Genomic DNA, 17,770 nt, shown 5'->3' with positions numbered 1-17,770 from the left:
GCTTCTGATGTCAGCAAAACTAAGGTAATTGTATAATTGAGTTATTAGTCTAGGCGAGCCGAACCACCGATATCGCAACGAACATCGCCGACGCTTCAAACCTGATAATGGACGGAAGTCCGGTCTACAATCGCATAGGACGCGAGTTCGGTGCATACACTACGGTGAACCGTGGCGCAGGAGATTACATCGCGCACAAAACGCTTCACGCGAACACGGTCGAAAGCTGCTTTTCGATCTTCAAGCGCGGCGCAATCGGCGCCAATCTTTACATAAGTGAGGCTCATTTGGGCGGTTACTGCGCCGATTTCGATATGCGCTACAACACGCGCTATCTGAATGACACGGAACGTGCTGCCATGATCCTCAAAGGCGGCGAAGGCCGTCGTTTGACCTATCGACGGATTGGTAACGTTGCCGCCTAAAACGGCGCATTCCCCGGGTGGTCGGGCAGCCACGCAAGCGCCAATAGCTATTCTTGGGACTCGACTCTCTTGCGCTTGTCGATAGGATCGTGCGGTTTGTGGGGAGTGGCGAGAATGTTCCGCAGCGCCGCCTCTCGACGGGCCACTGTCTCCGCGTCGGAGTAGGTGTCATTCTGACCTTGATTGGTTTCTACCATGTCTTCGCCTTATTCCAGTAAGGGCGCGGCGTTGACACCGTACGCTCTTAGCCAAGAGGATTATGCAGCCATTGGCCGCCTTGTAGCTACCTGCGCCCAACTCGAAATCAGGGTTAACTTATGGTTGTCAAAACTGGCATCGATCACGCCAGGTGCCCTTGATATTATCTTAGGAACGATGCCCATATCCGGGAAGGTGAAACTGCTTGAAACATTCGCCGAATTGGCGGGTGCTGACAGCCTTAAAAAGTACAAAGCCATTTTTGCACATGAATGGTGGAAAGCCACGTTCGATGTGCGAAATATCCTTTGCCACGGGGTGCCGTTAGGGAAGGACGAGAACGGTTTACTCGCTTTCAAAAGCGTAAGGTTAGTCGGCAAAAAGGTCGGAAAGGCTACGTTTGCGATATCGACCGTCAAGATGGAAACCCTCCCATCAATGACGGACTTTGCCGAAGGCGCTATCGGCCCAATGAGTGCTGAACTCGAGCTAACATCATTGCTCGAAAAACATCTTCCGACAGCTGTCGGCCCCCATCCAAAAAATCCGAGTCAAAGTCAGCCATCGAGAGTTCCCTCGCGCCCGCATCCTTCATCTCAGAAGTGATTTCAATTTCAGCGCCGGCTTCTCTCGAATCATGCAGCATGGCGAATCCGCTAACTAAATTACATAATTGCCGCTAGTTGGCTGCGACCTCACTGGAACTCGTCGCAGACGTGGGCATGGCGAGTGCAGTTTGCAAATTCCGCCGCGTGACGGGCCTGTATTGGAAAGGTAAAGAGCCGCGCCTCAGTATACTTGCTGCCCGCTGACATTTCCCGGTTTCCGATACCGACAAACTACGATCTCTTCCGTAGCACTTCGGCTCAAAGCACAACCGATCTCGCCCGTCGCGCGCCAGATTATCTGCGTGTAGTGCGCGACATCGGCACCGTCGCCCGTGCGACTGCTCGCGGAGAACACACCCCCTCGAAAGTGCTGCCGTTCCGACACCCAGAGCTTTACGACCGATTCCGGGGTGAAAATGCTCGGATCGCCGCACCAGATGTTCTCGCCCAACAATTCCTCGCCGGATCGGTCCGGCGAATGTGTGAACTGCCCCGTTTCTCCTAAGGCGTCAGACCAAGTCCGTGCCCCGGCGGCAAGGTTCGCACTCCACCGCAACGGAAGAAGCCGAAGGCCGGCGCGCTCCTGATTGTGCGCCGCGAGTATGCGCACCTCGAAGTCCGACTGCGATCCCGCTGCACCAGTCAGCATCGGCCATGCGAGAACAACCGACGTTGCGAGCCACACCCTCTTCACAGGGAAACTCATGACACCCCCAATTTATCACCAGTCTGCGCCGGACCCGGCAAGACTGGTAACATACAGATGAGTGTTCGCAATCGTGTGTTAGCGCGCGTTCAGCCAGACGCACCTGGATAGCTACGCCGACGAACCCAGAGCCTTTGTGCGGTACACCGGGCTGCGACCATCTCCCGTCGAGCCCTGCGACCGCCTGGTGTCCCCCCCCATGAGCCACCCCCCGATCAGCGGGGATCGGCGACCCACGCGTTGACGTCCGACTCGTACCAGCCAACGCAATTCTGGCTCAATTGGAATTGTTGGGGGAACGTCCCTGCAGCCACCTTCCGATAGATGGTTGCCCGGTGCAGGCCGGTCCGACGTCGGACCTCCGGCAGTCGAACGATGTTGTCATGCTCGCGGGTCATCCGATTACCTCCACCTGTCGCAGCATCAGTTTCTCGAGCCGCGCGAAATAGGTCAGGCGGCTGGCGACGCTGTCGTCGTAGAGCCACAGCTTCTCGTCCCGCGTGTTCCACCAGACGTCCAGCGCGGTCGGATCGCGTGCGAAGAAGACGCCGTGCGTCGATAATGCCTCGTCGTAATCGATCCATTTGCCCCGGGTCATTCCCAGCGGCACATAGTCCCGGTTCAACGGTAGGAACGCGTGCTTGTGCTTCGGATGCTCGAGGCGCTGGAACAGGTACGGCATCCATCGTTTGAAAAAGGTTGATCCGGTGGCCCGGCCGTGGCCGCAGGTCAGACCTGCCGCCTGTCGATCAGACATGGTCATAACGCCCCACCCTGTCCCGTTCTGGGATCTATTACAGTTAAATGACGGTTACGAATCTTGGGCATCGTATGTGATGCTTCGTGTCTGCCAACGCCGAAAACGGCTTGGCTGCTTGGGAGAGTTTCACGATGATCGCTGACTATGCTGACAGTCTTATTTGGAAGCTCGTCTACACCATTTTCCATTCGACGATCGACCGCCTGGATGCCGGAGAACTCGTGTAAATCAGGACCGCCATCGGATTGACGACGGGATTGGTGAACCATCGCGCTATGGTCGCCCGCGCCAGCGACCAGCGACAGCGGCGGTTCCAGCTGTACCGCGATCTCGGCTAGTTCTGACATTAAAGCGAATGCCCGCTGAAGGCGGTGCGCCTTAAGCGCCACCACGACCCGCTCAGCGGACTGTGCCGCCTCCCGCTCCATGGCAACCAGCGTCTGCGTCACGGCGCTGTACTCGGCCCATGTGTCGGCGATTGCGTCCTGAGTGGGGATGCCGGCGATCATGATGGAACCGCCCGGACGGCGTGTTCGCGATCATTTTCCAACTTGGCTGCGTGTTCCACAGCCCACGCGGAAAGGAAGAGTGACCGATCGTCATAGCCGCAGTCGCTCGCCTCATCCCATATCGAGCCGTCAGGATACTCAATTGGCATAGGTCGAAACATGCCATCGTGAACACCACGGGCGGTCAACGGCCGCGTCTCTGCGTTTGCCGCGACAGCGAAGCCGATGACGGGAACGGAGCGTGAGATGTAGCCCCTCCCCTGATCGTTCAGGCAGGCGTGGAGAAGGCTGTAACCAGCCGGAGCCACGATGGTGCTGACAACTCCGCCACTGATCGCGTCAATCTCCGAAGTTCGAACGATGGCATCCTCATCACCTTGCAGGAAGATTTTCGAGTAGCCCTCACGATCACCTTCCGGCCCACAGTCGTCTTGAATTTCTTCGATGCGGCTAATCGGATACCGGGTGGTGAAACGGCTGTTCCAGACAAACATGGTCGGCTCCTTCAGCAGATGGGCAAATTGGCGGGATTGCGATGCGGCGGCAGTTCGAACTGGCCGCACCAGTCGGAGAAGCTTGTCGAAGGGAACAGAGTGGCCCTGCTCAGTGCCCCGGCCCCCAGCCAATCGTTCGGCCCGGAAGCCTTTGTCACGGCGTTCGCGATGCTCCCAGCGACCCGGGGCGGGTTTCGTCGGCACCAACCGTAGCGGTCGTCCAAGGGACTGATCTCGTGCGTGTCCTCACGCCAGAACCGACAGTCTGCGCACTTCTCGGTCATGCGCGCACCGCCTCCCTCGGGAAATGCGGGACGAAGCGCAAGGCTTCCTCTGCCAGCCGTGCATCCCAGTAGTCCGCCTGGCGTCCATCGGCATGCGCGACCAAGAACTTCAAGGCGAAGGACTCGAGGTCGGGCGCGTCAATTGCCATCAGCGCTTCTTCGGTTGCGAACCGCAGGTTCAGAAGCCGGTCGCTCTCCGCGTCGATGTCGTCCGGGATATCGATCTTGTCGGCAGCGTATCGCGCGAACGCGGGCAGGTACGTGGTCTCGTCGTAGATCCGCTCAGCGGTCTTGGCCGCTACGTAGGGGACGAGAGCCGCATTCCACATGTTCGGCATCGCCTCCCGCTCGAATTGCTTCAGGTCATCGAGCAGCGACCAAATTTCACCGATCTGGACATTCGCCTCAAGTGCGAGCTCGAGCTTGATACGGGCTGCCGCGAGATCAGGCGCCGGTGTGGCGAACAGAAGGTTCTCCGCCTCCGTGTCGGCCTTCATTGCGACCAGGACGACGGCCTCCGCTTCAGCGTACCCCGGATCGTCAGGCAACATCTGAGAGTAGGGCGCGTTCGCGATCGTGAAGGCCTGGTTCGCGATCCGGTATGACGCGAGGTTGCGGTCCCACTCCGACCGCATGGTCCCATCGGCCGAGGTGCGATTCCCGGTCGGACCTCCAGCATAAACGATATCGTTTATTGCGGGGCCGTTGCTGGCAGACGCTGTCGACACCACGTCCGCGAGCCGAAGCGCATCAGTCAGCGTGGACAACATCGCCTCCCCCGCCTGCGTGCACTGGAAGTCATCAGGATCGACGGCCAGCCAGCCGTCGACGGTCGACTGCGGGTGCGCGTGATGCACGGCGACCAGCAGCTTGGCCCCCAGATCCGGGACGGTCATGGCCGGGAAGATGCGGATGTCGTCTGCGGCTGCAACCACCTGATCCCCCGCCGTCTCAGCGTGCGAGAAATAGGCGGCGAAATACGCCTCGAAGAGGTCAGCCATCGTGTCGCTGATGCCTGACGGCAGCGGTGGCAGTGGCACCGGGCCGACCAGCCCCGCACTAGCGGCAGCGGCAAGACTGCCCGGCGTCGCATTGAGACGCGGACCGGCATCGATCCACGGCGCAACGGCGATCGCGCCGGTCGGACCCGTCGGCGTCAGACCGTGGTGGTCCTGCAGGTAGCCGATGCCGAAATGCTTGCGCGCTTCGAAGATCGCCTGCACCGCCTCGGTCTCGCCGAGCTCGTGACCCTCGGCCGTGACCTGCAGCGCCGCGATCATCTTCACGACCGCGTCGTCCGGGGTGGCGGCCGGGGAACCCAGGACCAGCCGTTCGCATTCGCTGACGACCGAATAAAGTTCGCCCTGTTCGACATCGCTCAGGCTGTCGATCGCATCGTCTTCGTCCAGCTGCTGGATCACGGCGTTACGCCGCGCCATCAGCGTGCGCAGCGTCGTGTCGGTGTTCAGTTCGTCGAGCGTGACGTCGCGGTTCGGCGTGCCCGCCAGCGCACGGCCGATGGCCGCAACCGCGGGGCCGTTGCTGTAGGCGATACGGACATTGGGCCGCGGTGCGGCGGTATGCGTGAAGTCGGCGTGCTTGAACTGCGTGGCCATGATGCGTCTCCCTGCGAGGACGCAGGGGTGCGGCAGAGGCCTCCGGAGAGAGCGTGCGTTACGAGCCTGCGATCACCGTCTGGCGACCGCTGGGGTGCTCAGGTGATGAGAGCTAATTAGCCGTATCCGCTAAATTGTCAACTTCGCGTTTTAGAACCTCAGGCAAATCTCGCTCGGGCGGCCGCCACATTGTGCTTACCTCCCAGCGCACCTCGCCGATCACACTGATGTCGGACACACCAAAGTAGAGATTAAGAGAATGCTCGCAGCCAGGATATGGTTCAAACCTAGGAGGGTCTGACTTATATACACCTAGAAATGGCCATGAGTCATCTGCGTAGTATGCATACGGCCAATCTTCAAACAAAAGCTTCGAACTTGCATCAATACAAACAAACGAGCGAAACAAGGTTGTCTTAATAAATCCAAAAAACATGTCCTTTTCGACTGCGTAAACATCTTCTCCGTAAATGTTCACATTTATCAAATCGCCAATCCACGCATCTTCCAGTTTTGCTCTTTTGGATAAGTACACGAGGGGTATTTTTTGATCACCAGGCCTGGAATTACCCGTGTCCTCGAAAATTTCAGACAACGGGACTTCTAAGGCGGTTGCCAGTTTTTGCATCCAGACAGCCGAAAGCGCCATTCTACCCTTTTCGATCTTTTGGATCGTAGATAAATGGGCGCCATCGCCAATTTTATCTGCCAACGCTTTCAGCGTCATGCCTCGTAGCTTACGAAGTTCTCGAACACGGTTTTGTAGCATAGCGCCTCCAAAGGCCAATATAGCCGTTCCGGCCAAAACAGGAAAATCCTACAGAAATAGCGGTTGCGGCTAATTTTCACTCCTTCTATGATTAGCGGATGCAGCTATCTTTGTATCTCGCCCGTGAGGGTTTTACCTACCTCGCGTTCGCTAAGCGCATCGGGAGCGATCATGCGCGTACGGTCGAAAGGTACGCCAAGGGTAAATCCGTACCCAACCGAACAATGATGCTGCGCATCGCAGAAGCTACGAACGCCGAGGTCACCGCGAACGACTTTTTCGCTCCCCCCTCTACGACTTCTCAGGTTGAGGTGTCGCAACTTCGTCACGCGCGCGCCTCCCAAATCGAAACAGACCTCGCGTGACGCCCCCCTCAATCATTCACCGGCACCGACGCCCGCACGATATCGACGATCTCGTCGAGCATCGCGCCGGCCGCGCCGTAGAGCGTAACCCCGTTCAGCCGCTCCAGCCCGTCAAGGAAGCCGTGCGTAACGTCGTTCGGCAGATCCGCACGCCGCATCGTGTCGACCAGCACGGCGATGAGGTTCGCGATCGCGATCACCGTCATGCGGTTTCCGTCCCGGGCTTTCCTGTCTTTCGTCATGACGAGGCTTCTGTCGCATGAACGCACCGAACATCCACGGCCAGCGCCGCACTTTTTCCGCGTCAAGCGCGGTCGATGCGCAGAACGCCATCCTGACGGACATCAAGACCGAGGACGGCACGACCTGGGCCGACATGGGCCGGGTACTGGGCAAGTCCGACGATCGGGCGGCCGCCTATGCCAACACCGCGGCGGCGATCGACCTGCCGACGTTCCTGTTCGGCTGCAAGGAATGGGGTGGCCGGTTCGCGGATCCGCTGCTGGGTTTGGTCGGCGGGCGCTGGGCCGATGCCAACGCCGTCTGCACCGGTGACGACCAGGCGGCGCTTACGCTCGCCACCCTGCTGCCGGCGATCATCGCGATCGAGGCGGACAACCTGACCGAGGCGCACGAGCTGACGCCGCACGAGGCGCTGATCCGCCGCGTCCACACCCTGACGGCATGCTGGCTCGACATGATCGCCGCCGACAAGGGGCAAGCCCAGCGATGAACCGCCCCCGGCTCGACCCCGACGCGTTCCGCCGTGCCATCGGCGACGCCAAGGGCCGTCACCTCCTGTCCGAGATCATCGGCCGCAAGACCGCGCTGAAGAAGCGCGGCCCGCGCGAGATGGTCGGGTTGTGCCCTTTCCACGTGGAGAAGTCGCCGTCGTTCGAGGTCAACGACGACAAGGGCACATACCATTGCTGGGGCTGCGGTGCGGTCGGTGACGCGATGACGTTCCTGATGAAGGCGGAGGGCCTGTCGTTCCGCGATGCTCTCCAATCGCTTGCAGGCGATACCTTTCCGGTCATCTCCGACGAGAACCGGACCCGACGCAAGCAGGAGGCCGCTGCCACGACAGCGCGCCGTATTCGTGCGGGCCAGGACTGCTGGCGTCGAGCCGTGCCCTCCGAAGGCACCGCTGCAGAAGCGTATATACGTTACCGCGGCATCACCGCCCCGCTGCCCGACACGGTCCGCTTCGCCGAACTGGATTACCGCGACCAGGAGACCGGAACCGTCATCGCGTCCCGCGTGCCGGTCATGGTCTGCGCGCTTCAGGATGCGTCCGGCTCGGTCGTCGGGGTCCAGCGGATCTACCTGGCGCAGGACGGGCGCGGGAAACTCGACGTGCCCAAGCCGAAGATGTCGCTTGGCATCATCGTTGGCTCGGCATTCCGCGCCACCGGGCACGACCTCGGCAGCGCGACGCAAGTCATAGGCTGCGAAGGCCCGGAAGACGGCTTGACGCTCGCGCAGGAGATCACCGGCCGCCCCGTGCTGGTCGCGTGCGGCACCGCGCTGCTGTCGCGTCTGGACCTGCCGCCGCAGGTTCGCGAAATCATGCTGGCCGGCGACAACAATGCGGCCGGGCGAACAGCGGTCGAGCAGTCGCGTGCCGTCTACCTCGACCGCGGTATCGACGTCGTCGAGATGTACCCGGCGGACGGGTTCAAGGATTATAACGACCAGTTGCGCGGGGTGCGCATGTGACCGGGATGTTCGAACAACAGCTGGCCAACGCCAGCCCCGCCGCACCGCTGCAGAACATGAAGGCGGAACTGAGCCTGCTCGGCGACATGATCGCCGACAACCGACTGATCGACCTGGTCGCCGATCGCTGCCGCCCCGCCGATTTCTCGGTCGCGATCTACGGCGCCGTCTTCGCCCGCATGCTGGAACAGTACGCGGCCGGCGCAACGGTCGATGCTGTCACGCTGGCACCGTTCTTCGCAGGCGAGGAGGACTGGCCACGCACATTCTCGACCCTGTCCGCGGCATCGCTGAACGCCGGTACCCGCGCGCAGACCAAAGCCTATTTCGAGCAGATCCTGATGCTGTCGAGCAGGCGGCGGCTCGTGGCCGGGCTGCAGGACGTGATCGCGTCCGCCCGCGACGTCACGATCGCGAAGGAGGAACTGGTCGCAAACGCGGACGAAGCGGTTGCGGAACTCGCGGAGCAGACGGCGACAGCGCAGGCGACCGTGGGTGCCTATGCCCAGATCGTGATCGACAGCTTCGGGAAGCCGATCGTCGGTGTTCACTGCGGAATGATCGGATCGCTCGACAAGGTTCTCGGCGTCCTGCGTCCGACGAACATGGTCGTGGTCGGCGGCCGTCCTGGCATGGGCAAGACGTCCCTCGTGACCTCCTATGCGCTCGGCGCGTCAGGTCTTGGGCATGGCGTGCTGATCTTCTCGCTGGAGATGAGCGCGGACGAGCTGACCCGACGGATGTTGGCGGACCTGTGCTTCACCACCCGCGGCGGCGTGCCCTACGAGGATATCCGCGACGGGACCGTGAAGCCGGGGGACCTCGACGCCGTCATGCGGGCAAAGCGCCGCCTCGACGATATGCCGCTGGAGATCAACGAAACGTCTGGTCTGACGCTGGCCAAATTCGTGCGTCAGGCGCGCACGCACAAGCGCAAGCTGGCGGCCCGAGGCCAGAAGCTCGAACTGGTCATCGTCGACTATCTCCAGTTGATGACGCCCAGCCGGAAGGGCCTGTCGCCGTACGAGCACGCCAGCGAGGTCAGCCGCGGTCTGAAGGAGTTCGCGAAGGCGGAGAACCTGACCGTGATGGCCGTGGCGCAGCTCAGCCGGGAGGTCGAGAAGCGCCCTGACAAGCGTCCCCAGGCCTCCGATCTGCGCGACAGCGGGCAGATCGAGCAGGACGCCGACATCCTTCTCTTCGTCTACCGCGAAGAGGAATATCTGCGCCGCACGGAGCCTGAGGACCAGTACGGTTCGAAGCATCAGGCCTGGCGGACCGACATGGACGCAGTGCGAAACAAGATCGAATTTCTGGTCCCGAAGCGACGCAGCGGGCCGACTGGCAAGGCGCTCGGATGGTTCTTCGGAGCCAATTCTGCGGTGCGTGGCAGCAGTTTTTACAGCGAACTCGAGGAAAATTATCCGTGACGGTTCCAGAACCAATGACGCCGCCCGACTGCGATTTGCGCGGCCTCGAGTACATGCCGCTGCTCGGGCAGCGCCTGTTCGGCAGCGAGTTCGATGCGCTTGCGAACGACAGCGAGTGGCGTGCGGGCCTCACGCTCTGGTGGGCGGCCTGGACACAATGCCCGGCCGGGTCACTCCCGGACGACGATGCGGCGCTGTGCCGGCTCGCCGATTTAGGGCGCGATATCAAGACGTTCCGCAAACTGCGGGTCAGGGCTTTGCATGGGTTCGTCAAATGCAGCGATGGTCGCCTGTACCATCCGACCCTGTGCGAACAGGCGCTGGTGGCGTGGGACAAGCGCGTCAAGGAACGCGCTCGGAAGGCTCAGTGGCGGGCGAAAAAGTCGGGACAGGATGAGGGACAGGACGGGGACGTCCCACCTGCTGTCCCGCGGGACAGAACGCGGACCGAACCGGGACAGAACGCGGATGTCCCCGCTGACGTGACGAGACGGGACAGTAATACAGTAGCTAACGCTACTGGCGCCGAAGCGCCGCCGGCCGATTTGTCGAAGGTGATCTTCGCCACCGGGGTCGCCCTGCTGTGCGGAACCGGCATGGCGGACCGGAGTGCCCGAACCCTGATCGGCAAGTGGCGGAAGCAGAACGGCGATGCGTGGACCCGGGATGCGATCATCAGCGCTGAGGGCCGTTCCGAGCCCGTCGCCTGGATCGAGGGCCGCCGAAAAGCACAGGACACCGACGCCGACGAAGCCCGGGCTATCAGCAGCGCGACGGCCGAACGGTACCGCCAAATGGACATGCCGGGTCCGCCGTCCGGCACCGCTCCAGCCACCACCGCCCACTAGTGAAGGATCGGACCATGACCCAGTATCACCCGACTGCGACCGACATCACCGATGGCGTCCCGGACGACGTGCTAACCGACCTGCCGGAGGAGGCGAAGGCGATCGTTCGGACGCTCTTGGCCCGTGTTTCGGAGCGCAGCTACCGGCGGGGGGTTCAGCAAGGCGTGACGGTGTTTCAGCGCAGCCCGGGCTCGCTGCCGAAAGACCTGCACGACTGGCGGTACGGCACATCCACCGACCTGAGCGTCTGGGCGGACTTCGACATGTCCGAGGCTTCGGTTTCCCGGCTGTACACCGAAAATATGAGTTTGCGGCGGGCCGGGTTGTGGGAAGCCCGGGAAGCCGAATGACTGCTACCGGGCCACTTTTGGATCAGGCCGCGCGTGCTGTCGGTAAGTTCAGCGCGTCACCGACGGTTACGAACTCGCAGCCGTACTGGGCAAAAATCTGCCGCACGACGCGAGCATCGCCCAACGTGGCACCTGCGGTTTCAATGCTGATGATCGCGCCAACCGGCAGATCCACGTCGGCGTCGATCAGGAAGCCACGTGCGGACAGATCGCGGACACTCACCTCGATCAGCGTGCCGCCACCCTCCATGATCTGGCCCGGGAGGTTCATGGACCACCGTGGCATCGCGCGACGGTCCGGCATCTCCTTCAGCTTCAGTTGGGCAACGATCATGCTCGGCCTCCGACATTCTGGGTCGCCAACAACATGCCCTGCCGCTCGCTACGAAACTCATAACGTGGTGCCGAAGCTCGCGGTCTCAGCAACATTTCAGGGACAGGGGTAGGGATCGTGGAGACCAACCAGAAGACCAGCGCCTCATGGTGCATTTTGCGGATGAGTGGCCCGCGCACGCTGACGCTCGTCCGGTCGCTCGTCGCTGCCGGCATCGAAGCATGGACCCCCACGGTCACGCGATCGATCCGGGTCCCACGGAGCAAGGCGAAGCGTGAACGGGACTTCCCGATCATGCCGACGTTCGTGTTCGCGCATGCCCGGCACCTGCCCGAACTGCGCCGATGCCTCGGCCTTCCGAGCAACCCGCATCCGGCCTTCTCGATCTTCCGTCACGGTGGGCGGATCCCGCTCATCACTGATCGCGAGATCGAGAGCGTCCGCGCGATCGAGACACAGGGTCAGGAGGCCCGCCGGCTGGCGCACCAGCAAGCCATGGACGCGGCACGTCGTGCCAAGCGTCATCACGTCGAGGTCGGGTCGGAGGTCGAGATCCCGGAAGGTGGCTTCGCTGGGCTAACGGGGATCGTCGAAGAGAGCGACGGCAAGTTCGCGCTGGTTTGTTTCGGTGGCAGCCTGCGCGTCAAGGTTGCCTCTTTCCTCCTGGCGACAGACGGTGTATAGGACACCTATCCTGACGTTGTTTCGGCGTTGGGGACTGCTGCTTCAGCGGCTGAGTGCGAGCATAGAGCCGGTTGGTCGACGGACCTTACCGCCCTCGCCATCCCCCCTGCGGAAGCTGCGCTTCCGGGGTTGTCCTACGGATGTGAATGAGCATCGGTCTCGCGTCAGGCGGTACTAGCCGGCGATCCTGTGTTACGGGCCTTTGCTAGAAGTTCTCTCAAGTCCTTCCGCAAAGAACCGCCAGCAAGATGCGAGTGAACATTCTCGTACCCCTCACGAATCAACGTCCGGGTGATATCCGGGACGTTGTTGCACTTCCCAGTGCGGGCGATCTGGTATGCACGTTCAATAACGCAAGCTTCGATTGTCATGCTGCGTTCGTAACAGGTTCGAAACAGTAGCGTAAGGCCTGGGTAAGACGTCAAGACCGTGATCCGGTCAGTCCAGTTTCGCAATTATGTTGAGGAATTCAAGCCCGGCCGGAAGCTTCGGCTGTCTGTTCAATATCTCGAACTCAGCTTCCTGTTCAAACCGATGGCGTATCGCTGATGCTGCAAACGCGCGCAGATGTCGCGTTCGAAGTCGGTCTTCGTCCGTGTCGTTAGTGTCGGCAACGACCATACGTCGATGTTGCATGCCGAACTCCTTAAGGCTGACCTCGTTTGCCCCCGGTCAGTGAGTTGAATGGACGAATATGGTTATAACCTGGTTAACGAGCTGGCTCGGGGGAGAAAGGGCGATCCCGAACGGGGTCTCAAAGGACCCCTAGATCGTGCTCACCTAAGCCTTGCATTTCTGGTGTTAGTGGAGGCTGATCGGTCAGTATGCGGCCTTCGCTCGATTGCTCCGTCCCGAGCCGACCAGCGGCCGCTGCAAATGCTCGAAGGTGGCGGGTTCGCAATTGATCCTCTTCCATCTCGTACACGTCCGCTGGGACAATTCGGCTGTGTTCCATGTGCTGCTCCAATCGCTGCCGGAGTACACGATTTTGCTGAATGCGGTGTGCAGGACGATGGTTACGGACATGGTAACGCAAAGACTGGGGTAAGCGACGATGCCCACGTGCGCCCCTTCCCCTCATACGCCGATGGTCAACGCGGCCAGTAAGCTGTCCAACTCGCACAAGCGCACGTCGATCAAGATCGCGATCAGCTGATGGTCGAACGTCTTCGCGGTTCTGCCGGCGTTGCCCAGCGAAAGCGCCGGCTAGCTCGATCCCACGGCCTTTGCGAACGCTGTCCGGATCGGGGGCGGACAACTCTGGCGGTCGAGGTCGACCACATCGTGCCGCTCGACAAGGGTGGCACCGACGATGACAGCAACACGCGCAACCTGTGTAAGTCGTGTCATGTCGAGGTGACCGCTGAGCAGTTCGGGCACCGCAAGCGCGTGGCGATCGACGCCGATGGGTGGCCGGTCGACTGATCGGTCCCAGACCGGGGGGGTGGGTAAAAACTCCGGGGGGTCATTGCCCTGGACACCGCACCATCCAAAACTTTTCACATCCACAGTTCAAAATTCAGGGGTAGGCGATGGCGGCACGACGGTTGCCGGCCGGCAAGGCCAAAGCGACCGGCGCCGCGCTCCGCAATCCAGGACGGCATAAAGATCGGAAGGAACCGGCCTCCGCCCCGCTGGGTGGCGCGCCGGCGCACCTCGACCTTCACGCCAAGCGCGCCTGGGACCGCTTCCGGTCCGAGCTGCCGTGGCTGACCGCGGCCGACAAGGCGCTGCTGGAAATCGCATCGATGGTGCGCGGCGAGATGCTGGCGGGCGATATCCCCGGTGTCACCAAGCTGAGCATGTACCAGTCCGTGCTGTCGAAGCTGGGCGCGACGCCGACCGATCGTAGCAAGGTGAACATGCCGGATGACGAAGCGGAGCCGGACGAGTTCTTCGGGGCAGACGGTAGCTGCTGACCCCGCCGAGGATCGAGCAACGGACTGGGCGCGCGCCGTGGTGGCGGGCGAGATCGTCGCCGGACCGCACATTCGCAACGCTGCCCGTCGTCATCTTGACGATCTCGAACAGGGCGGCGCACGCGGACTGCGGTTCCACCTGCCGACAGCCCAGCGCGCCATCCGGTTCTTCGAGACCAAGCTGCGGCTGAACGGCGGCCAGTTTGAGGGTCGGCCGTTCCTGCTCGCGCCTAGCCAGGCGTTCAAGGTTGGATGCCTGTTCGGCTGGCAGCGTGCAGACGGCACCCGCCGATTTCGTCGGGCGTACATCGAAGAGGGCAAGGGCAACGGCAAGTCGCCGTTCGCAGCCGGCATCGGCCTGTACGGCATGATGGCGGACAACGAACCGGGCGCGGAAATCTACCCGGTGGCGGCCCACCGCGACCAGGCGATGATCCTCTTTCGGGATGCCGTCGCGATGGTTGATCAGTCACCGGACCTGTCGCGCCGCATCACGCAGAGCGGCGGGCCGGGCCGGGTCCACAATCTGGCGCATCTTGGCACCGGGTCGTTCATGCGGCCACTCAGCCGGTCCGCGGGCAAGTCCGGCTCCGGTCTCCGCCCGCATATCGGTCTGGCCGACGAGGTTCACGAAGCGCCGAACCGCGACGCGATCGAGATGGTCGAGCGCGGGTTCAAGTTCCGCCGGCAGCCGTTGCTGTTGATGATCACGAACAGCGGCAGCGACCGGAACTCGATATGCTGGGAAGAGCACGAGCACGCGGTGCGCGTCGCCGCCGGCACCGCGACGCCGGGCGAGGACTTCGCCTATGTCGGCGAGGTCATCGACGACACCACGTTCAGCTTCGTCTGTTCGCTCGACCCGGGCGACGATCCACTGAACGACCCGTCATGCTGGGCGAAGGCGAACCCACTGCTCGGCACTATTCTGACCGAGGATTATCTGGCCGGTGTCGTCGCCCAGGCGAAGGCCCTGCCCGGCAAGCTCAACGGGATCCTGCGCCTGCACTTCTGCATGTGGACCGATGCCGACGCGGCGTGGATGTCGCGCGCAGTGCTGGAACCCTGCCTGGCCGATTTCGACCCCGCCGAGCATTACGGCAAGCGGATCAGCATCGGCCTCGACCTTTCGCAGAACCGGGACATCACGGCGAAGGGATGCGTCGTCGAGACGGGCACAGTCGACGTCGAGATCACGGTCGACGGTGTCACGTCGACGATCACGAAGCCGACCTACGATGCCTGGATCGAAGCATGGACGCCGGGCGACACGCTTGCTCAGCGGGCGCTTCAGGACAAGGCACCGTACGAGACCTGGGTTCGCGACGGCCACCTTCAGGCTCCCAAGGGTCAGAGCATCCGGTTCGATCACGTCGCCCAGTCGCTAGCTGACGATGACCGCGAGTTCGAGATCGGGGCGGTCGGCTACGACCGGTACGCGTTCCGACGGTTCGAAGAAGAATGCACGCGGATGGGGTTGTCGATCCCATTCGTCGAGCATCCCCAGGGCGGCACCAAGAAGGGCAAGCCGACCGACGCGATGAAGGATGCGGCGAGGCAGGCCGGGCGGGAACCTGAAGGTCTCTGGATGCCCGGCTCGGTCCGCGAGCTCGAAAGCGCGCTGCTCGAACGACGTATTCGCCTCCGCCGTAACCGGGTCCTGATCTCCGCCATGATGTCGGCGGTCACAGACGAGGACCGCTGGGGCAATCACTGGCTCGCCAAAGAGCGGGCCACGAACAAGATCGACGCCGCGGTGGCGTTGGCAATGGCGCTGGGGGTTGCGATGGCTGTTCCGACTTCCGCTTCCGTTGATGACTGGATCGCGAGCATGCGCGCATGACGGGTTACCGCCTGTCCGCACGTGCTGCCGAGGCGGAGGCCCGGCGCGATCTGTCGCTGGAACGCAAGAGCGTTACCGTCGAGGGCCCCGACGGCGCTCGCAGCGACCGCGACAACTTCATCACGAACAGGATCACGACCGAGACGTACGACGACTATCGCGGGAACGGCGTCGGCGCGGCGCTTAGTTTGTCCGCCACCTGGGCTTGCGTCAGTTTCTGGGCCGGCAACATCGCCGGTCTGCCGATCGCGGTCTACCGGAACGGCCCCGACGGCGTCGCGGTCGAGGCACGCGATCATCCGCTTTTCTGGCTCCTGCACGACAGCCCGAACTATGATCAATCCGCGTTCGATTTCTGGGAGTTCATGGCCGCGTGCATCGAGTTGCATGGCAACGCCTACGCCGAGATCGGCAAGCGTGATGATGGCTTTATCGTCTCGCTGACGCCAGTCCGCCCGGACCTCATGAACGTGTCGCGCCTTCCGTCGGGCGACCTCGGTTACCGGTGGAACGACAACGGCCGGGACCGCAGGGTCGCGCAGGAGTCGATACTGCATATCCGCGGCTTCGGCGGCGGGCCGCTTGGTGGCCTCTCGCCGCTCGCCACCTGTCGGCGGTCGTTTACCAGCGCGATGGCGGTAGATCGGGCCTCTGGTTCGATGTTCGCGAACGGCGTCCGTTCCAGCGGCGTGATGTCGATCGACAAGCCGCTGACGGGTACCCAGCGACCGGAACTGGAAGCGCTGCTGCAGGAGAAGTTCGTCGGCGCGCAGAATGTCGGTAGGCCCATGCTGCTCGATAACGGTCTGAAGTGGCAGCAGCTGTCCATCAATCCGGCCGACGCCGAGATGTTGGAGAGCCGCAAGTTCGGCGTCACGGATATTTGCCGCGTGTTCGAAGTCGATCCCCATCTGGTCGGCCATACCGAGGGCAACAGTTCGCTGGGCAGCAGCATCACAGACCAGACGCTGTCGCTGTTGAAGTTCAAGCTGCGCAAGCGGCTGAAGCGCATTGAGGGAGCGCTAGAAAAGCAACTGTTGACCCCGGTGGACCGCCGCAACGGCGTGTCGATCGAGTTCAACCTCGAAGGCTTCCTGCGTGCTGACAGCGCCGCACGCGCCACTTTCTACACCGCCATGACCGGCATGGGCGCGATGTCGATCAACGAAGTCCGCGCGCTGGAAGGCCTGCCGCCGGTCGCCGGCGGCGAGGTTCCTCGCATGCAGGTCCAGAACCAGCCGATCACGGCGACCCCGGCGCTGCCGGCCCCAGGAGCGACGCCATGAACGAACTCGATTTCGCTCTCGACACCAAGTCGATCGACGACGACGGTAATATCACAGGTCTCGCGGTCGGGTTCGGCAACGTCGACCACGGTGGCGATATTGTCGCCAAGGGAGCGATCGACCTGCAGGGCCGCAAGTCCCTCCCGATGCTGCTGTTCCATGATCAGAAGCGCCCGGCCGGCGCGTGGCATTCGTTCGAAGAAGTTTCGGACGGGCTGCTTACGAAGGGCCGTTTCTCCACGTCGCAGACCGGCAAAGATGCTCGCGAAGACGTGCGTTCCGGCGCGCTGGCCGGAATGTCGATGGGTTTCAAGACGTTGAAACACCGGATGGAGGGCAAGTCCCGCCATCTGCTTCACGTCGCGCTGCACGAGATTTCGCTTGTGACGATCCCGATGAACGATCGGACGCGCGTCATGAGCTTCAAAGACATCCTGGGCGTCGGCGATCTGCCGACCGTCCGTGATTTCGAGGATCATCTGCGAGACGCAGGTTTTTCCCGAGCCAAGGCAACGGCGATGGCCTCTGCCTGTGCGCCGCATCTTCGGGGGGACCCCGAGGCGAAGGCGATCGACGAGGCAATGGAGTTCCTGAGTATGCTCCGGGCCTGATCTTTCATCTCT

At 62.1% G+C, this 17,770-nt stretch carries 22 protein-coding genes; 13 read left to right on the top strand and 9 right to left on the bottom strand.

What is annotated here, in order from left to right; translation table 11 throughout:
- The first annotated feature begins 71 nt into the window (after nt 1–71).
- A complete protein-coding gene (locus BKY59_RS11930; RefSeq protein WP_338056540.1) occupies nt 72–425 on the top strand; it encodes a transposase in 354 nt (117 codons plus the stop codon).
- 195 nt (nt 426–620) lie between these two features.
- Nucleotides 621–1,229 (top strand): hypothetical protein, encoded by a 609-nt coding sequence (locus BKY59_RS17435; RefSeq protein ID WP_129586371.1) that lies wholly within the window; start codon nt 621–623, stop codon nt 1,227–1,229.
- Between the two features lie 183 nt (nt 1,230–1,412).
- Here BKY59_RS17435 and BKY59_RS11925 read toward each other — a convergent pair whose 3' ends face one another.
- The 8 genes from BKY59_RS11925 to BKY59_RS11890 all read right to left on the bottom strand — a co-directional run bounded on the left by BKY59_RS11925 (nt 1,413) and on the right by BKY59_RS11890 (nt 6,940).
- Nucleotides 1,413–1,937 carry a CAP domain-containing protein gene (locus BKY59_RS11925; RefSeq protein WP_076071770.1) on the bottom strand — a complete coding sequence of 175 codons (525 nt, stop codon included), beginning with the start codon at nt 1,935–1,937 and terminating at the stop codon, nt 1,413–1,415.
- 215 nt (nt 1,938–2,152) lie between these two features.
- Nucleotides 2,153–2,335 (bottom strand): helix-turn-helix transcriptional regulator, encoded by a 183-nt coding sequence (locus tag BKY59_RS11920; protein WP_076071768.1) that lies wholly within the window; start codon nt 2,333–2,335, stop codon nt 2,153–2,155.
- Nucleotides 2,332–2,535, bottom strand: coding sequence for a hypothetical protein (locus tag BKY59_RS11915; protein WP_129586370.1), 204 nt, complete (start codon nt 2,533–2,535; stop codon nt 2,332–2,334). Before BKY59_RS11915 ends, BKY59_RS11920 begins: the two co-directional genes overlap by 4 nt.
- Nucleotides 2,536–2,696: 161 nt before the next feature.
- Nucleotides 2,697–3,206, bottom strand: coding sequence for a hypothetical protein (locus tag BKY59_RS17430; RefSeq protein WP_129586369.1), 510 nt, complete (start codon nt 3,204–3,206; stop codon nt 2,697–2,699).
- Nucleotides 3,203–3,700, bottom strand: a complete 498-nt coding sequence (locus BKY59_RS11910; protein WP_076071765.1) for a hypothetical protein — start codon at nt 3,698–3,700, stop codon at nt 3,203–3,205. Before BKY59_RS11910 ends, BKY59_RS17430 begins: the two co-directional genes overlap by 4 nt.
- Nucleotides 3,701–3,980: 280 nt before the next feature.
- Nucleotides 3,981–5,600, bottom strand: a complete 1,620-nt coding sequence (locus tag BKY59_RS11905) for a hypothetical protein (protein ID WP_076071763.1) — start codon at nt 5,598–5,600, stop codon at nt 3,981–3,983.
- A gap of 112 nt (nt 5,601–5,712) precedes the next feature.
- On the bottom strand, nt 5,713–6,369 hold the full coding sequence (locus BKY59_RS11900) for a helix-turn-helix domain-containing protein (RefSeq protein ID WP_083672093.1): 657 nt from the start codon (nt 6,367–6,369) through the stop codon (nt 5,713–5,715).
- Between the two features lie 373 nt (nt 6,370–6,742).
- The gene (locus tag BKY59_RS11890; protein ID WP_076071757.1) at nt 6,743–6,940 is read right to left on the bottom strand and encodes a hypothetical protein; all 198 of its coding nucleotides are present in this window, start codon (nt 6,938–6,940) and stop codon (nt 6,743–6,745) included.
- A 53-nt stretch (nt 6,941–6,993) separates the two neighbouring features.
- On the opposite strand from BKY59_RS11890, the gene BKY59_RS11885 reads away from it, so the two are divergent.
- The 5 genes from BKY59_RS11885 to BKY59_RS11865 are packed head-to-tail and all read left to right on the top strand — an operon-like array spanning nt 6,994 to nt 11,081.
- Nucleotides 6,994–7,467, top strand: a complete 474-nt coding sequence (locus tag BKY59_RS11885) for a hypothetical protein (RefSeq protein WP_076071756.1) — start codon at nt 6,994–6,996, stop codon at nt 7,465–7,467.
- Complete coding sequence (locus BKY59_RS11880; RefSeq protein ID WP_076071754.1) at nt 7,464–8,453, top strand: CHC2 zinc finger domain-containing protein; 990 nt, start codon at nt 7,464–7,466, stop codon at nt 8,451–8,453. The genes BKY59_RS11885 and BKY59_RS11880 overlap by 4 nt, the downstream gene beginning before the upstream one ends.
- A gap of 5 nt (nt 8,454–8,458) precedes the next feature.
- A complete protein-coding gene (locus BKY59_RS11875) occupies nt 8,459–9,883 on the top strand; it encodes a replicative DNA helicase (RefSeq protein WP_165374849.1) in 1,425 nt (474 codons plus the stop codon).
- Complete coding sequence (locus BKY59_RS11870) at nt 9,880–10,731, top strand: YdaU family protein (RefSeq protein WP_165374848.1); 852 nt, start codon at nt 9,880–9,882, stop codon at nt 10,729–10,731. Before BKY59_RS11875 ends, BKY59_RS11870 begins: the two co-directional genes overlap by 4 nt.
- A gap of 14 nt (nt 10,732–10,745) precedes the next feature.
- On the top strand, nt 10,746–11,081 hold the full coding sequence (locus tag BKY59_RS11865; RefSeq protein ID WP_076071750.1) for a hypothetical protein: 336 nt from the start codon (nt 10,746–10,748) through the stop codon (nt 11,079–11,081).
- A gap of 22 nt (nt 11,082–11,103) precedes the next feature.
- Here BKY59_RS11865 and BKY59_RS11860 read toward each other — a convergent pair whose 3' ends face one another.
- Nucleotides 11,104–11,415, bottom strand: a complete 312-nt coding sequence (locus BKY59_RS11860; RefSeq protein WP_076071749.1) for a PilZ domain-containing protein — start codon at nt 11,413–11,415, stop codon at nt 11,104–11,106.
- Between the two features lie 117 nt (nt 11,416–11,532).
- Here BKY59_RS11860 and nusG point away from each other — a divergent pair, with 117 nt between their 5' ends.
- From nusG to BKY59_RS11830, 6 genes are all read left to right on the top strand, one after another.
- Nucleotides 11,533–12,099: a transcription termination/antitermination protein NusG gene (gene nusG / locus BKY59_RS11855; protein ID WP_129586367.1), complete on the top strand. Its 567-nt coding sequence runs from the start codon at nt 11,533–11,535 to the stop codon at nt 12,097–12,099.
- Nucleotides 12,100–13,254: 1,155 nt separating this feature from the next.
- Complete coding sequence (locus BKY59_RS11850) at nt 13,255–13,524, top strand: HNH endonuclease (RefSeq protein ID WP_076071746.1); 270 nt, start codon at nt 13,255–13,257, stop codon at nt 13,522–13,524.
- Between the two features lie 107 nt (nt 13,525–13,631).
- Nucleotides 13,632–14,018: a hypothetical protein gene (locus BKY59_RS11845; RefSeq protein ID WP_076071744.1), complete on the top strand. Its 387-nt coding sequence runs from the start codon at nt 13,632–13,634 to the stop codon at nt 14,016–14,018.
- Nucleotides 13,969–15,861 (top strand): terminase large subunit, encoded by a 1,893-nt coding sequence (locus BKY59_RS11840; protein ID WP_083672091.1) that lies wholly within the window; start codon nt 13,969–13,971, stop codon nt 15,859–15,861. The genes BKY59_RS11845 and BKY59_RS11840 overlap by 50 nt, the downstream gene beginning before the upstream one ends.
- Nucleotides 15,858–17,147, top strand: a complete 1,290-nt coding sequence (locus tag BKY59_RS11835) for a phage portal protein (protein WP_083672090.1) — start codon at nt 15,858–15,860, stop codon at nt 17,145–17,147. The genes BKY59_RS11840 and BKY59_RS11835 overlap by 4 nt, the downstream gene beginning before the upstream one ends.
- On the top strand, nt 17,144–17,758 hold the full coding sequence (locus BKY59_RS11830; RefSeq protein ID WP_076071741.1) for an HK97 family phage prohead protease: 615 nt from the start codon (nt 17,144–17,146) through the stop codon (nt 17,756–17,758). Before BKY59_RS11835 ends, BKY59_RS11830 begins: the two co-directional genes overlap by 4 nt.
- Nucleotides 17,759–17,770: the final 12 nt, after the last annotated feature.

This window comes from Sphingomonas montana (genome assembly GCF_001956315.1).
GTDB lineage: Bacteria > Pseudomonadota > Alphaproteobacteria > Sphingomonadales > Sphingomonadaceae > Sphingomonas_R > Sphingomonas_R montana.
Note: the sequence above shows the minus strand (reverse complement) of the source record. Positions and strands in the feature narration are given on the sequence as shown.